This is a genomic window from bacterium (assembly GCA_030652805.1).
Classification (GTDB): Bacteria; JAHJDO01; JAHJDO01; order JAHJDO01; family JAHJDO01; genus JAHJDO01.
Window position 1 is genome coordinate 1 of the sequence record JAUSPT010000043.1, and the last position, 17636, is coordinate 17636.

Here is a 17636-nt window from a genome sequence, read left to right on the forward strand (position 1 = left end):
CACTTTGCCGATGGTAAAATCCCTGATGGTAAACTTATAGAATTAACGATAAGAGAGCGATGCTTCAAACCTGAATTTTCTGAGTTTAAGGGAAGGCTCTTCATACAAACAATGGGTATGGTAGTTGAACATGCGGCAGATCCCGGCGCATTTTCTCTGTATCGGCCGCTTACTATACGCAAGAATTCGGGAACGGGTATTATTGTCCGAAAGACACTTAGCGTGCCAAGCAATATAGTTTGTTGTTCGCTATTAAGCAGCCAGATCAGTTACACCAGCAAAAACAAAGATAATTCCACATTGATATCAGCATTGGGGATAAGTAAGGATGGAGGCAGGACATGGACGCCCGCTAAGGATAGCTCTTATGACTATTTCATGGATGAAGAAAACGGTATGTTACTCAGACGCTTTAGTAAAGTAGTAAGTGATGCTGACCGTGGAGACGCCTTAGGTTTCAGCACCTATGAACATTTTCAGCAGATATCCCGGAACGAGGGAAAAACATGGAGCGAACCGGAACGTATTGAAGCCACTGGTTCCAGGATGCTTAAGCTACAGAATGGAAAACTGTTTGGGATTACTGGAGAAAATCAAGGAGAACCCGGTTTTTATTATGCTGTTGCAAGAGCATGGCTCGGCACATGGCGGCATGATCTGAGCGGTATAGATTGGAAACCGGGAGGAACTGTGAAGGCTGAACCCAGACAGAGCGTTGAAGGATTTGATGAACCTCATGCGTGTCAGTTTCCGGATGGCAGGATATTTATTATCGGTCGTCAGTCTTCTATATTGCCTACTCATGATAGCCCTGGATTTACTTCCGTAAAGTTATTTGCTATCTCTGAGGACAACGGACGAACATGGAGCAAAGTAAAACCATTAACTTACGAAGATGGAACTTACGTTTACTCTTCTACTAGTTTTTCCGATACTTTCTGTTCATCTAAAAATGGGAAAGTGTATGTAATCATAAATATTAACGATGAACCAAGCCACGGCTGCGATCCTCGAACTACACTGCAAATAGCCGAACTTGACACCAGTACATGCTGCGTGGAAAAAGATATGATTGCCATTATAGATACTAAACACAAAGAACATTACAGCAAAGTGCGTTTTTCCAATTGGAGTATGATAGAGGATCGAGATACAAAAAATCTGCTGCTCTTCATGAAACTTGATATGTCTGAAGATTGCCCAATTCGGAATGGATATGATCTTAATTGCTACCGCTATGAGATAGAACTGCCGCAGTGTTAAGGAATCGCATTTGACAAAAGAATTTGGAAGGGGTAGGTTGGATAAAAAAGATCAGGGACAAATCAAACGGGAATGTATTGTAACAGGGTCAATCCCAGCAAAAAAGAAAGGAGGTAAGATAAGATGGGATAATAGAAAGCGAAGAAATGATTAAAAAGCAAGTTTTAGTAGGTAAACTATAAAAAGGAGATTAAAAATGAAGATTCTTAAAGCAGTAAAAGTAGGTTTTTTAGGTGGTTTGTGTGCATGTGTGATGATGTTTTCAATTCCAGACGTTTTTGCCGCTGATGTGGAATCAGAAACAGGGTTGGTTGCATATTGGAAATTCGACGAAGGTTCCGGAGCCCGTCTCGCAGATAGCAGTGGAAATTTTAACAGAGGAACCTCGTTGGGAGCTTCCTGGGTTGATGGAAAATTCGGCAAGGCTTTGCACTTTAACGGTAAGGATGATTATGTTGACTGCAGGAATACAGCAAGTTTTGCCCCAGAGAGTAATATTACTGTTTCTTTATGGGGAAAAAGAGACAGCAGAATTAGTTGGGCAGATGCATTTATTACAAAAGCGCATGGCGGATGGACTGCTTCTTACGCTATTAGAGAAAGCCGTTTTATAATAAATTTCGTAACGCAGGGTGAAAAAACAGTATATTTTGGTGATCAACCTTTTGGAGTATGGACCCATTATGCTTTTACTTATGACGGGTCAAAGATGAGAGGGTATATTAATGGTGTTGAAGTCGCTAAATCCCCTGTATCAGTAACTGATACCATTAAATATTCTTCTGCTCCCCTTATAATCGGAGCGCATGGGTCTACTGGAGCTGGTTCTTTGAACGGCGCAATCGACGAAGTCAGGATTTACAATAAGGCATTAAGCGCTGAGCAAATTAAAGAACTTTATCAAAAAAGTGACATATTATAAGACTATCACAGGTTCAGGTATAGGATGAGGGGACAGACATCAAAGATGCCCTGTCCCCGATATGAGCAAACTAATTGAAAGGGTATGGAAAATGGAAATTATTAAGATAATGAAGTTAAGTCTTTTAAGCATCCTGTATATGGCTGTAATTCTAATGAATCCAGTAAATGCACAAGCAGGCAAGAACCTTCTCACAAATTCTGGTTTTGAAGAAAAGGGGAAAGACTGGAAAAAAGATGGTGGGAGAGGACAAATTTACAAATGGGACGATAAAGTTAAAGAGAGCGATAAATATTCGGTGTCAGTTACACGAGAACAAGGTGCAAAGAGTGTTGCTCGGTGGTTTAGGTTTGTCTCTGTTAAAAGAGGTGAAGAATATCAACTTTCTTTTTCTTATAAAGTAAGCGATAAATTTTCTGGAGAAGCAGATGTGCTGGTTGATGGATGTAGAGTTAATGAAGAATCATGTTTGATAAGATTACCATTTCCAGGTGAAGCCATTAGCTGGCAAAAGCAGAATTTTGTTTTCTCTCCAGAGAAGACAGGCAAGATTTGTATTTCTTTACAGAATCGCGGAGAAGGAACTATATGGTATGACAATATCGTTTTGGAGAAGGCCAAACCATATGAGATGACAAATCTGATTCTCAATGCTGGTTTTGAAAAGGCCACCAAGAATGGGCTTCCAGCAGGAGGTTGGTGGACATATCCTTCATACATTGACCCGAAAAAGGCAAAGGTATATGTGGATACCAAGAATGCACATTCAGGGAAAGCTTCGGTTAAGATAGAGGTTAATGATAAACAATATGTGTGTTTTGTATCATCTCCCCATCCTGTAAATCCTGGAGATACATTATCTGTTAGCGCTTTTTATCGAACTAACCTAAGACCCTTCGAGCTTGATGCTGAAGCGCTTAAAAAAGAAGCGCAGCTTTCACATCCGAGAAGGAAAGGAGATCTTGTAAAACTAACTATTGGTTACCGGGATGTGTTAGGCCATTCATCTTATGGAGGCAGTAACGTAAAACAGATGGATATGAAACCGGTTACCAATGATTGGGAAAAGTTAGAAGGAACATGTACAGTCCCCGACAATGTGATACACGTAGAAGCTCAATTGGTTCTGAACGAATGTCTCGGAGAACTGTTGTTTGATGATTTGGTAATAAAGAAAATAAATCGATATTCTTTAAATCTTTCACCATATAGAGAAGAAGTTTGGCTGGGGGAGAATAGACTTTCTCTTGTCATGGAAAATTATACAAACGCAAGAGAAGAGTTGCAGTTAGAACTTTCACTTGATGGGAAATTGGTCGACAGTAAGTCATTCACTTCCACCGGGAATAAAGAGGAAACATTAGATATAGGATACAAGGTAGAGACTGTAGGTAAACACAAAGTAAAAGTTTCCCTTATAAACAAGAAAAATAATGATGCCCTTTTTACGGGAGAAAAACAGATTTCTGTTGCTAAAGTTTTAGAAACAACTTTAGTTTATCCAACATATGTATGGCCAGAAGAAAAAATAAAGGAAGTTACAGAGAGAATAAAAGTTAATTTGTCAGCAAAAGAATTCAAAAAATACATGTTGAAGATAAGAGTAACGAAAAATAGTCAAAAAATTAAAGAAGATATCATCCATATTGATAAGAATGAAGTTGCTTATAAGTGTCCGGTAAGTAGCTTTCAAAACGGTGATTATGAGATGGAAATAAGTCTTCTGGATAAAAATAATAAACATCTGTTTAGTGAAAAAGAAATTTTTCATATAATGGATCACAAGAAACCTATAATAAAGATTAAGAATGGGGTAATTTTGATTGATGATAAACCATTTTTCCCAATTGGCATGTATCAGGGCGCTTACTACGACGAATATTCTAAAGCCGGATTTAATTTTCTTCACCGTTATGGATTTGAAGGTAGTTTTGACAATGAGGATAACCTCTTGTCAGATAAGGCAGCAATGAAACAATTGGATACCACATGGAAATGTGGTCTTTTCACCTTGATGAGCACTCCAAGAGTCAAATTGTCCAAAGGGGACTTTGAAGGACTCAGGACTCGATTTAATGCCCTCAAGAGCCATCCTTCAATTATTGGTTATTATGAAGAAGAACATATGATACACGGAATTAGTTCCTACGAAAAAATAAAGAAATGGCATGATCTAATCAGAGAAATTGATCCCCATCGTCCAATTGCTATGGCTGATTGGTATTATGGAGATAAAAAGAAAGGATTTCCATACGAATTTTTAGATATTGCTATTGATTATTGGTATCCATTTCCACTCCGTGAGGGACAAACAGAGATTGTTCTTCCAGAATGGTTTATTACAGAGGTAAAAAAGGATAAAGCGATAATATGGTTAGCGCCACAATGCCATTGGGGATTCGGAGAGCCGCCGAAGGGTGCAAAACGGCAGCGATGGCCGCTTCCTGAGGAGTATAAAATACAGGCATATTTGTCCATTATCCATGGCGCTAAAGGACTATTTTACTTCGGTGGCCACATCTTCAAGGAGCGCGAAGCCGGCAATTGGGAATACCTCAAGAAGCTGGTTAGTGAACTCAGGGATATATCTCCGGTTTTCCTGGCTCCTACATCTAAGTCAAAAGTAGAAGTTACGGGGAGCGATAAGATTTCTACGCTCCTTAAAGAATATCAAGATTCCTATTACCTGATTACAGCTAATCGTGATGTCCCAATTGCTCATGTAACTTTTAACCTTCCGTTTATACCGGTTAAGATTAAAGTAAAAGATGAAGATAGGGAGATAATACCTCATGGGAAGAGTTTTAAGGATACTTTTGGAAAGTATGCTGTTCACGTTTATGAAATAAAAAAATAACATAGGAGAAAAAATGGTTAACAAAATTAGTGTAACTCGGGAGCTTGAACAAAGGGTAGAAGGTCAAACTGGATGGGTTCACGCGCAGTCTTATGCTTCACTAAAGGACAATAGTTTAGTTCGAGGTGTGGAAAGAAAGGATGCAGCAGTAATGCTCAGATCTGAAGATAACGGAAAAACATGGAAAGATACTCAGGTAGTTATCCCAAAGGAAAAGCTCCCTAATAAAAGAATCAGGGAAGGCGACATTAGTGCGTTTTATTTAGATTCAGATAATGGAATATTAGTACGATTTGTCCATGACCGTATTGTGAGTGACCAATCCTGTTATGAAGAATATGTTGAGGACTTTGCTAATGCCGGGAGCGAGAAAGGCCCTAAGACGAGTCGTCTTTTTTATGATATTTCTCGCGATGGCGGCAAAACTTGGGAAAAGAGGCAGCAATTAATTGAGAAAGGCGATGAATACAATTCTGAACATTGGGCAAAAGATGTTCTGTATGGAAAAAGTTCTCTTGTTCTGGAAGGAAGGCGTCTTCATAAACTGGCTGATGGGACTATTGTTGCGCCATGTTATCTCTGGCCAACAGACGAACAGATGAAGAAAATATTTCAGAAAGAAAACAGACCCCAGGAAATTTGGTATTTTAAAGGTTATGTATATACAGTATGTTTATTGGGTAGATGGCGTAAGGATCTAAGTGGTATTGACTGGAAAAGTGGTGGTCATATGCTGCTTCCCGGAGGTTATACTTCTGCCGGAGTATGTGGGTCTGATGAGCCAACAATAGCATATCTGGATGATGGAAGAATGTTTTGTGTTGTTCGGACATCTGCTTCACCTCGACATAATTTCAGAGAAACGAATATACCAGTACTACCTTATTGTGGAGTTTCAAAAGATAAGGGGATAACATGGCAGGATATTCGTCCATTGACCTATAGCGATGATTCATCTCTGTATTCTCCGTCAGCATATTCTGAATTCATCAAGTCATCGAAGAATGGCAAATGGTACTGGATAGCGAATATTCTTCCTGAACCGACGTATGGCCAATGTGACCCACGAGATATACTTCAAATTGCTGAACTCGATACAAAAACACTCGGTATTAAAAAAGAGACAATGGCAATTGTTGAAAACAGAGCGCCGGGTGACCCTGAACTTGTAAGATTTTCAAATTTCAGGGTTTATGAAGAACGGGAAACAAAAGATTTTATATTATTAATGACAAAGTCATACAGTGAACTAGAAAAAGATTATTTTAAATTACCCAGACCAAGTTACTGTTATAGGATACATTTTTAGTTCCCTGGTCAGAACAATTAACAAAAACGGTTTTATCTATTGACAAAAATTCATAGATTTGATATCGTAATCTTTGAAGAGAAGCTATAGTAATTTTGTTATAAAAGCGGTTTTGTAAAATATGATAACTATTTACGATGTAGCAAAAAAGGCAGGAGTTTGTCATGGTACAGTATCCCGCTGTCTTAACAATAAAGGCTATGTAAAAAAAGAAACTCGCCGTCGTATAGAAAGAGCAGCAAAGAAGCTGAAGTATACTCCCAATTATACTGCGCAAGTTTTAATAACAAAAAAGACTCAGATAATAGGTGTGCTAATTCCTGACATTTCCAATCCTTTCTACCCGCCTGTTACTAAGGGTGTTTACGACACAGTAAAAAAGAGTGGTTATCATATCATTTTAGGCAACAGCTACAATGAGTTAGAAGAAGAGAACAGCATACTAAAAAGTTTCCTATTTAGGGGGGTAGATGGAATAATATTTATATGCACAGAGAAAAAAGAGGAAGAAAGCACCTCTCAAATTCTTGAGGAATTTATAAAAAGAGACATTCCTATTGTGTTAATTCAACGAGACGGCGTTAATCTCTCCGTAGACCGTATTTTTATCAACAATATAAAAGGCGCATATGAAGCTACTCTTCATCTCATAGATATAGGTCATAATCGCATAGGTTTTATTAGTGGTGCAACCAAGTCAATAAGTTCTAGAGAACGAAAAGAGGGATATAGGAAGGCTTTGCTTAAACATAATTTATTAATAGATAGAAATCTTGTTTTAGAGAAAGGATTGGGCAAAGAAGGTGGTTACGAGGGGATGAAGCAGTTTCTAAAAATGGAACACCCTCCAACAGCTGTTTTTGCTGTTAATGATGTAATAGCCATGGGTGCAATGATGGCTATAAAAGAAAGAGGGAAAAAAATACCTGAAGATATAGCTTTAGTAGGGTTTGATGATATATACCCATCAGCCATTTTAAATCCGTCTCTTACCACAGTAAGTCAGCCTAAGTATGAGCAGGGTCGGCTTGCTGCCCAGCTATTAGTAAGGCGTATGACAGGAGATAAAGATTGTTTCCCGGAAAATATTACCCTTGATACTAGGTTGGTAATTCGAGAATCTACTTTGAGAAAAAAATATGCAAAGATCAAAAATTAAAATGGAAAATGAGAAAGGAGAAAAACTATGTTAGATAAAATAAGAAAGACATGGGGAAGGGCTGCATTTACGCTTATTGAGCTTTTGGTTGTAATAGCAATCATTGCTCTGCTTGCAAGTTTGCTTTTACCGGCACTTACGAAGGCAAGAGATATGGCTAGAAGTGTAAAATGCATGAGCAATTTAAAACAGTGCGGATTGGCTTTTCAGATGTATGCGGACGATTGGGACGGATATCTTTGCGCAAATTCTGGCGAGGTACATGGCGGTAGCGGTAGTGAAGACACGTGGAGTTATTATCTGACAGGACAAGCTGCGGGTTGTACTGCTGAATATGTTAAGACGGGTGTAGTTCTTTGTCCTTCGTATAAGCCGCGACAATATGATAATAGTGATGATAATCGGCGGCTTAAGACTTATGCAAGTTTTAGTCGTAATAGTTTTCATAAATTGGATAAGATTCCCACCATGCTGAGTAAATCTGGCGCTCAACCATCCATGTCTGAGATTATACTTCTTGTGGATTCAATGGATTCGCGCCCCGCAGAGCTTAAGCAAATTTTTAATGGATATGCAAATGATGCAGCTGCCTGTGTGCATTGCAGGCATAACAAGAGAGCTAATTGTCTCTTTGCCGATGGGCATGTGGACTCTTTAAGCAAAGATGATCTCATCGCCAATTTTGCCAAATGCGCCTTTTACCGCAGTCCCGACGATTACGGCGATAACATAATGCCTCCTGTAGCAGCTTATATTATTGAGGCTGATTGAGAAATAAGTATGCAGGTAATCGAGGTAGGAAAAGAGAATAAATTAAAAAAACAGAAGAGAAGACGAAAAAATGAGTGCGCTTCTTAGAGCGGTAAAGATAGGTTTTTTAAGTATTTTTTGTGCAGGTGTGGTTTTGACAAATCCAGTTAATGTTCAAGCAGAAAAAAACCTTCTCTCTAATCCCGGGTTTGAGGAAGATAAAAATTCAGATAACTTGCCTGATGATTGGAATAGAGATGTTGGTGGTGGTAAAAAACAACCGGCAGGAACGTTCAAATGGGACTCTACGGTCAAAGAAAACGGCCAGTATTCGGTGATGGTGAGAAAACTGGCAGGTAAAGATCTGGTTGCCCGCTGGTTTCGGTATGTCCTGATAGAAGAGGGGCAGGAGTATCAGGTTTCTTTTTCCTACAAGACCGATGACAACTTCTCCGGCAAAGCCGATGTCATGGTGCACGGGTGTGGGGTGAATTACCGCTCGTACTGGCTTTCAACCCCGTCGACTGAATGGAAGAAAGGTCAACTCCGTTTTAGCCCGGCAAAATCAGGGAAGATAGCCCTATATCTCCAGAATAGTGGGACAGGCACGATTTGGTATGACAATGTCACACTGAAAGAGCTGCCGCCCCAGGAGATGGTAAACCTCATCCGCAATCCTAGCTGCGAAAAGGCGAAACCAGACGGTATCCCGGCTGAAGGCTGGTGGATATACCCTGGGGATCTTGACCCAAAAAAGGCGAAAGTATATGTAGATACTATAAAAGCGCATTTCGGAAATGCTTCAGCTAAGATAGAAATTTATAGCAGACAGAGCGTATGCCTAGTATCGCCATCTCACCCGGTGAATCCGGGCGACAAGCTTTACATTAGCTGTTTCTATAAGAGCAAGCTTAAGCCTTTCATACTTGACGACTCTGCTCGGAAGAAGGAGTCGCGGCTTGAACATATACGAAAGAAGGAACACGTTGTTAATTTCTACCTTTATCACCGAAACGCACTGGGTCATGGTCACAAGCCTGAACGTATGTTAGGAAAGCTGATCACTGATGGATGGGAGAAGCTGGAAGGCACGTTCCTTGTTCCGGCAGGGGCAGTGCACACTGCAGCTCAGTTTACCATGTCCGAAGTTATTGGAGAAGCATGGTTTGATGACCTGGTTATCAAAAAACTAAATGCGTATTCAGCCAACCTTTCTCCCTACGAGGAACGTGTTTCCATAGGAAAGAACCGTCTGGAGTTTGTCCTCGAAAATTACACCAAATCAAAAGACAGTTTGAATCTGGAACTCTTTGTCGATAATCAGCCGGCTGTCACAACGACGTTTAACCCGAGCGGGAATCAGAAAGAAAAGATCGGGATTGAATATGAGCTTAAAGGGCCGGGCAAATACAAGGTTAAGCTTTCCCTATCTCTCGAAAAGGACAAGAAGGTTCTCTTTGCCGGCGAGAAGGAAGTTATCGTTTCACAAGTGTTGACAACTTCCATCATCCAGCCTTCGTATGTCTGGTCAGGAAAGAACGTCAAGGAAGTTACGGAAAAAATCCTTGTTGACCTTCGTGATGCTGATGCCAAAGAAAGCGTGATTATTGTGGAGGTGGAGAAGGATGGGAATCTGCTCAAAAAAGACCGGCTTACTCCTGTCCAGCCTCAGACGACATACGCCTTTCCAGTCACTGGCCTCAAGCCGGGGAAATATCTTATGCGAATAAGTCTTCTCGACAAAGCCGGCGAAGTGTTGTCATGCAAGGAAGAGATGTTTCATCTCATGGACCGGCCCAGGCCAAAAATAGAAGTTAAAGACAGCCAGTTATTTATTGAGGGAAAGCCTTTCTTTCCCATCGGGATGTTCGGCATGTCAAGGACAAAGTACTATAAAGAATATGCTGAGGCAGGGTTCAATTTTATCCACCACTACGGCTTCGAGGGGAGTCAATCGGTTCCGGCCGCATCCGTGAGAGAATGTATGGCTGTCATGGATTGGGCGCGGAAGGTTGGTGTCTGGTGTCTCGTAAATACGGGGAGTCAAGAGGTGATCAAGCGTGACTGGGACATGATCAGAGACAGGCTTTTAACTTTTCGGGACCATCCGGCAGCCTTCTGCTACATGGAAGAAGAGCAGATGGCACGAGGGTTTCACACACCGGAGACTTTGAAAAAATGGTACGATTTGATCAGGGAAATCGATCCTGACCGTCCCATCCTGCTGGGGGATACGCTTCGCATTCAGCCGAGAAGATTCGTGCCGGAACTTATGGATATCGGCGTTTGGTGGTGGTATCCCTTCCCACTTCAGGGGAAACAGACAGAAGTAATTATTCCGGACTGGCTTGTGGATAATGTCGCTTTGACCGACAAACCGATCTGGGTCGCGCCGCAATCCTACAAGGGTGAAGCAGAAAACAAGCGTTTTCCAACGCCTGAAGAATACCGAATTCAGGCATACCTTTCCGTTATACACGGTGCAAAAGGGCTTATGTATTTTGGCGCCCATCTCTTTTATGATCCTGAAGCAAGTCACTGGGAATATTTAAAAAAGTTAGTTAGTGAACTCAGAGATATGTCACCGATTTTCCTGGCTCCTACATCTAAGTCAAAAGTAGAAGTTACGGGGAGCGATAAGATTTCTACGCTCCTTAAAGAATATCAAGGTTCATATTACTTGCTTAGTGCTAATCGTGATATGCCCACAGCTAATGTAACTTTTAGTTTGCCCTTTAAGCCAAAGAAAATAAGCGTGAAGAATGAAAACCGCGAAATAACACCAAAAGGGGAAATTTTTAAAGATACTTTTGGAAAATATGCTGTTCATGTTTATGAGATACATAATTAATTTTTAAGGAGAATGACAATGACAAAGGAAATTAAAGTATTAGCAAAAAAACAGATTTTTTTTGAGGCGGAACCAAAGCAGTCAATCTGGTTTTGGCCATCTTATGCTGAACCAGAAGGGAAAAGAATGATTGGCGCTCTTACCTTAAAAAGGCATGGTCCAGTTAAAGACAGTATCTTTACAGAAAAACATTACTATGAAGAGTTAATACAAATCGTTTCTTCAAATGATAATGGAGCATCCTGGGAGAAAGGGGAGATATTATGGGATGATCGTAGTGGTTATAATGGCGCTAAGGAGTTTTATATACCAATATATATTCTTGATCCAAATAATGGATTATTGCTTGAACTTAGAGGTATTAGTTTAGTTAATAGTTGCGAGGGCACACATCAATTTATGGGTGCAATGAATCTTGGTGCACGCACTTATAGAATGTTTTATCGTTTTTCTGCTGATGGAGCTCGTTCATGGTCACGATTAAAGCAGGTTATACATACCGGCAGTGAGTTTGATTCTGAAAATTGGTTGCCTGGTATTACTTATGGCTTTAATAGTGCTAGTTATGGCATGCCCCGATTTGCTGTTAATGGTGATGGTGAGATAGTCTTACCAATTAATAAATTTACTACTTTTGATAATAAACGAGATACTAAATATACTGATCATGGCGTGAGTATCATTGCTGGTTTTTTACGTGGAAAATGGAAAGAAGATCTAAGTGATATTGAGTGGAGAGCTAGTGAAGAATACATGGACGCCCCGGATCGGCCAAGCGGTCCATGCGAGGCTGATATAATAAGTCTTGGCGGCAATACTCTTTTTTCAACATTCCGTTCAAAGGGAAGCAAAAAAATAAGTGTGCCTGTGCCATCCGTAAGAATGTGTTCTTTTTCGAAAGACGGAGGTAAAACATGGGGTAAGTTAATACCGTTAATTTATGATGATGGTGAAACTGTGTGGGCAGCAGCCAGTCCTTCTGAATTTATACAATCTCCGAATACTGGAAAAATTTACTGGGTAGCAAATATCCAGAATGAGCCGGTTTATTCAGCTTATCCAAGAAGTCCTCTGTCAATTGCAGAATTTGATCCTGAAAAACAGTGTTTAATTCGAGCTACAGTTAGTCATTTTTGGAAGAAACCAGAAGAAATGGATCCTTCGGACAGGCGTTACAGTAATTTTGGATGCTATCTTGATCGTGAAACCGGAGAATTCGTTTTTACGATGTCTGAACAATGGAAAATTAGCCGTGAGGACTACACTGCTGACGCAATAGGAATTCGGATTAAACTTCAGGAAGATTAATGATAGGCAGATGGGAAATCATTCAAAGACACTTTTAACCAATATGAGGAATTGAAAATTTTAACAACAGGAAACCATAATAACAGGGGGATTAAAAATGAAGATTCTTAGAGTAGTAAAGTTAGGTTTTTTATGTATTTTTTGTGCATGTGTGATGATGGTGATTACAGTCAGCGGTCAAACTGCAGAAAAAGGACTTGTTGCATACTATCCCTTTGATGAAGGGTCGGGTAATGTTCTCAATGACAGAAGCGGGAATAACAATCATGGCAAGATTGTGGGCGAAGCTAAGTGGGTTAAGGGCTCTTTTGGTTCAACAATACAATTTGACGGTAAAAATGGCTACGTGGACTGTGGTAATGATAATGGCCTCAGCATCGGGAAGACTGGATCAGTCTTGCTCTGGTTCAAACCGGAGAATGTTTGTCAGGGAGGATTAATATGTTGGACTAAAGGTCAAGAAAAGCCGGATCAGCGTCTGGTTATTTCACTCAACACATATATCCGCAACAAGGGGCAGGGCACGATGAAGTATGAAGAACTGGGGGTGTATACATCCGATGCTAAGAACTCCTACGCTCCTCATGAAGGAAGCTACTGCGAAGCCTACTTCCCACCTCCCGACAAGTGGTTGCACTTTGCCGTGACCTTCAACGGCCATTCCGTGACTATCTACAGGGACGGGGTTCTGGTACACAGCAGTTTTCAGGCGCTCACTCCAAACACCATGGACGTGCCTCTATGGATTGGCAAATGCATCGGAATGGGAGGAGCGAGTGATTACTTCAAGGGCTTGATTGACGAGGTGCGGGTTTACAATCGTTCTTTGTCAGAGCAGGAAGTATATCAAATATATATGCAGACAGGTAAAGGTCGTGATAAGGATATTGGTAATTTTAATTCAATTGGTATCAAACCGATTGTAAATCCTAAGTCAGGAACAATCTTTGCTGATTTAAATTATCGCGGTCTTGTCCAAACACCAAAAGATATGACGATCAAGGCAGAACTTTTTAATAAACAAAAAAAAGTTGTGTCTGTCGGCAAGGTGCGCATGTTGCCTGCCTGGGGCAGAGCAGAAGCAATTTTTAATGTACAGAGTCTGAAAGAGGGTGATTATACAATACAAGTTGCTGCTAATAAAGGTGAATCAGCTGAAGCAGAAGTGACCTGGCCGGGACGGGCAAAAGGGTGGTCAAAGATCAAGGTTCTTAATAATCTATGCTGGGAGTTATTAAACGAATCTCCCGGTAATAATTCCAAGAAGGAATATAGTTTCACCAATCCCAGACGTGGATGGGCATATTTTATTACAGAGGTTGAAGGTAATCTGACATTATCTATCGCTAACGCAAAACCTTCCACAATTCATACTCCAAACAAAGTGGTAAATCAGGAAGCAATGCGCTGGCTGGAAAAAGGTGACCACTTGATTACTGTCAGTGGCAATGGCACGCTGAAGAAACTCATTGTGCGCTCGGTTCCAACGCTCACGTTTGGGCACTATCCTCTTGTTGGACCCGGCACGGCCATCGCCGGCGATTATCACCACAAGTTCCTGCAGCAGCATGTTCTGCCGCATGTCAACACGATCTTGAGTGGAGGAGGCACGCCTTATACGAAGAACTGGGTTCAAGAGAATGGAGGACGCTGGATCCAAATAGTCTATAAACCCAAATTTGGTTTGATCGCTGAGGATATCTACGACGATATCGTTAAAACGCAGGGTATGAATGACCCTGACATCCACGCTATTATCATAGACGAGTTCCCTCCAGGTAATAAGATTGCAGGTGGGGTCAGGACCCACTATGACGCATGGATTGAGGCCTGCACAAAAGTCCTTGAAGATCCCAAATATGCTGATCACATGATCATTCCCTACGGCGCCTATAATATGTACGATTTCGAAAAGACCGCCAAATTAATCAGAACCATCGTTAAACATGATTCGTATTTTGCATGGGAAGTGTACCTTGACGAACAGGAGACTGAGGGCAAGGCGTGGTTGTATATTAATAATCGGCTTAGCGAGCAGATGGACGACTGGGAGCGGGCGATTCCCTGCGCCACAGAGCACATGATCGTTACCTTGAGTTACCTCATGAGAGAGGATTGGAACCCTGAAGCCGACTTCAAGTCTTTTTTGGACATGCAGTTTCAGCATCTTGCGACGCAGCCCGCAATGTTCGGCATCGCTGGTATTGAACAATACGTTAGCCATCACTCCAATGAGGAATATATCCGCTGTGTTGCAAAGCTATACAGGCACTACGCATTGGAGGGACACAGGGGTAGGATGAGTGACGATCCCTACGCCCTCATGCATATCTCAAACTGTGACTTTGCGCAGGGAACAAAGGATTGGAAGACCGAACCGGCTGAAAAGGATAGTATTGCCGTCAAAACTCAAAGGGGTTACGGATATCTCCAGAATCGAATACCCTACCATCCGTTCACGGACACACACCTTCTCTGGATGCGCCGCTCCAAGAACAGACCCAATGTCTTCTCACAGCAGATCCGGAACCTTCAACCTGGACGACTGTACTCGGTTACTGTTGCCACTGGAGACTATCAAGAATTCCTCAAGGGAAAATCCGCCGAACAAGTCCATGCAGTATCGATTCATGTTGACAACGTTGAACCGTTTGCAGACTGGTACCAGAAGGCGAAATGTCTCAGAGGTTCCACCCATCTGTATGCTGCCTATGCGCTTCCACCTTTCGGTTATCAAAACCGGTACTATATCAACATCCACAAGTACGTGTTTCGCGCCAGGGAGACTACCGCTACGTTGAGCATCAGCGACTGGAAGAATAACGAAAATCCATGCGGGCCAATCGGACAGGAATTGATATTTAACTTCATTCAGGTGCAACCATACATGGAGGGGAGGTAATATCATATGAATCTTCAATCACACAATTTTCTAAGGAAACTTCTGGAATCGTCGAGCCCGTCCGGGTTTGAGCAGCCAGCGCAGAAATTGATTCGCTTGCGGCTCGAGAACGTGGTGGATAAAGTTCGCACTGATGTGCATGGCAATGTCATTGCCGTGCAAAACCCGAATGCGCCGTTGCGTGTGATGCTCGCCGGACATTGATAAGCGAGTGTCCGGCGAATGCGAATTAGGTAAAGGACCAATAATGTTTCGCGGTGCCAACATCAACCCGAAACTTACGCAGGTTATAGAGCTCGCTGCAAAGCGCAAGAGAATAAGGTTCCAGATTCAGCCTCTGGTTTATCAGCCGCCAGGATTTTAAAGTGTTGAAAAATTGTTAATTTTGAAAATGGTTGTAAACTATAACAACTGTAACATAGGAGAGAGATAATGTTAAAAAAACGGAAATACTTTCCGAACGCACCCGAATCTATGGGCAAAAAATATTATGTTGCGCAACACCATCCTAAAGCGGAGGATACAAATCCGGGCACGGAAAATCTTCCTTTCAAGACCATCTCTAAGGCTGCTTCTGTCGTTGATATGTACGATACAGTCATTATCGGCGCCGGGACATATCGGGAACAGGTACCACTTGTGCGGCACGGACATCTATATATCCCTGAAAGTCTGATCACCTTTAGGGCGGCTGCTCCTGACGCAGAAGTTTATCTGAAGGGCTCAGATGTTTTTGAAGCTAGGTGGCAGAATATTGGCCGTGGTGTCTACAAAGCAAAACTGCCGAAATTCCTGTTTGAGCAGGGGACTTACAATCCCTATGAGTTGAGCGGTGTGATAGATGAACCGGGAAAAGTTAGACCTGTTAAAGGAGAAAGATTGCAGGAAACACTCGGACAGATTTACATAGATGGCGAAGCTCTTGAACAGCTAGATAGTTTGCAGAGTGTGAAGAACACTCCAGGATCATTTGTTGTTTCAGCAGACGGTAAAGAAGTATTTGTACACTTTGCCGATGGTAAAATCCCTGATGGTAAACTTATAGAATTAACGATAAGAGAGCGATGCTTCAAACCTGAATTTTCTGAGTTTAAGGGAAGGCTCTTCATACAAACAATGGGTATGGTAGTTGAACATGCGGCAAATCCTGGCGCATTTTCTCTGTATCGGCCGCTTACTATACGCAAGAATTCGGGAACAGGTATTATTGTCCGAAAGATACTTAGCGTGCCAAGCAATATAGTTTGTTGTACACTGTTAAGCAGCCAGATCAGTTACACCAGCAAAAACAAAGCTAATTCCATATTGATATCAGCGCTTGGGATAAGTAAGGACGGTGGCAGGACATGGACGCTCACTAAGGATAGCTCTTATGACTATTTCCTGGACGAAGAAAACGGTATGTTACTCAGGAACTTTAGAAAAGTGGTGAGTGATGTTGACCGTGACGACGCCTTAGGTGCAAACACCTATGAATATCTTCAGCAGATATCCCGGAACGAGGGAAAAACATGGAGCGAACAGGAACGTGTTGATTTAGGCAATAAAGCAATTGGTTTCAGGATGCTTAAGCTCCAGAATGGAAAACTGCTTTGGATTACTGGAGAAAATCAAGGAGAACCCGGTTTTTATTCTGCTATTGCAAGAGCATGGCTCGGCACATGGCGGCATGATCTAAGCGATATAGATTGGAAACCGGGAGGAACTGTGAAGGCTGAACCCAGACAGAGCGTTGAAGGATTTGATGAACCTCATGCGTGTCAGTTCCCTGATGGCAGGATATTTGTTATCGGTCGTCAGTCTTCTACATTGCCTACTCATGATAGCCCCGGATTTACTTCCGTGAAGTTATTTGCTACCTCTGAGGACAACGGGCGAACATGGAGCAAAGTAAAACCATTAACTTACGAAGATGGAACTTACGTTTACTCTCCTACTAGTTTTCCCGATACTTTCTGTTCATCCAAAAACGGGAGAGCGTATGTAATCATAAATATTAACGATAAACCAAGCCACGGCTGCGATCCTAGAATTGCACTGCAAATAGCCGAACTTGACACCAGTACATGCTGTGTGAAAAAAGATATGATTGCCATTATAGATACTAAACACAAGGAACATTACAGCAAAGTACGTTTTTCCAATTGGAGTATGATAGAGGATCGAGATACAAAAAATCTGCTGCTCTTCATGAAACTTGATATGTGTACATCCTGTCCGATTCGGTATGGATATGATCTTAATTGCTACCGCTATGAGATAGAACTGCCGCAGTGTTAAGAACGCGCATTTGATAAAAGAATTTGGAAGGTGTA

General features: G+C 41.6%; 12 protein-coding genes. All 12 read left to right on the forward strand.

Annotation, left to right across the window (positions count from 1 at the left end):
* Nucleotides 1-1263, forward strand: a 1263-nt coding sequence (locus Q7J67_04435; protein MDO9464528.1) for a sialidase family protein, incomplete at its 5' end; no start/stop codon positions are given.
* A gap of 10 nt (nt 1264-1273) precedes the next feature.
* Nucleotides 1274-1417, forward strand: coding sequence for a hypothetical protein (locus Q7J67_04440; protein MDO9464529.1), 144 nt, complete (start codon nt 1274-1276; stop codon nt 1415-1417).
* Between the two features lie 42 nt (nt 1418-1459).
* Nucleotides 1460-2185, forward strand: coding sequence for a LamG domain-containing protein (locus tag Q7J67_04445; protein ID MDO9464530.1), 726 nt, complete (start codon nt 1460-1462; stop codon nt 2183-2185).
* Between the two features lie 61 nt (nt 2186-2246).
* On the forward strand, nt 2247-5042 hold the full coding sequence (locus Q7J67_04450; protein ID MDO9464531.1) for a hypothetical protein: 2796 nt from the start codon (nt 2247-2249) through the stop codon (nt 5040-5042).
* A gap of 13 nt (nt 5043-5055) precedes the next feature.
* A complete protein-coding gene (locus Q7J67_04455; GenBank protein ID MDO9464532.1) occupies nt 5056-6351 on the forward strand; it encodes a sialidase family protein in 1296 nt (431 codons plus the stop codon).
* A gap of 121 nt (nt 6352-6472) precedes the next feature.
* The gene (locus Q7J67_04460) at nt 6473-7510 is read left to right on the forward strand and encodes a LacI family DNA-binding transcriptional regulator (protein MDO9464533.1); all 1038 of its coding nucleotides are present in this window, start codon (nt 6473-6475) and stop codon (nt 7508-7510) included.
* 27 nt (nt 7511-7537) lie between these two features.
* The gene (locus Q7J67_04465) at nt 7538-8281 is read left to right on the forward strand and encodes a DUF1559 domain-containing protein (GenBank protein MDO9464534.1); all 744 of its coding nucleotides are present in this window, start codon (nt 7538-7540) and stop codon (nt 8279-8281) included.
* 70 nt (nt 8282-8351) lie between these two features.
* Complete coding sequence (locus Q7J67_04470; GenBank protein ID MDO9464535.1) at nt 8352-11111, forward strand: hypothetical protein; 2760 nt, start codon at nt 8352-8354, stop codon at nt 11109-11111.
* A gap of 18 nt (nt 11112-11129) precedes the next feature.
* Nucleotides 11130-12419, forward strand: coding sequence for a sialidase family protein (locus tag Q7J67_04475; protein ID MDO9464536.1), 1290 nt, complete (start codon nt 11130-11132; stop codon nt 12417-12419).
* A gap of 97 nt (nt 12420-12516) precedes the next feature.
* Nucleotides 12517-15321, forward strand: a complete 2805-nt coding sequence (locus Q7J67_04480; protein ID MDO9464537.1) for a LamG-like jellyroll fold domain-containing protein — start codon at nt 12517-12519, stop codon at nt 15319-15321.
* Between the two features lie 6 nt (nt 15322-15327).
* Nucleotides 15328-15525 carry a hypothetical protein gene (locus tag Q7J67_04485; protein MDO9464538.1) on the forward strand — a complete coding sequence of 66 codons (198 nt, stop codon included), beginning with the start codon at nt 15328-15330 and terminating at the stop codon, nt 15523-15525.
* A 228-nt stretch (nt 15526-15753) separates the two neighbouring features.
* On the forward strand, nt 15754-17601 hold the full coding sequence (locus Q7J67_04490) for a DUF1565 domain-containing protein (GenBank protein ID MDO9464539.1): 1848 nt from the start codon (nt 15754-15756) through the stop codon (nt 17599-17601).
* The last annotated feature ends 35 nt before the right edge of the window (nt 17602-17636 follow it).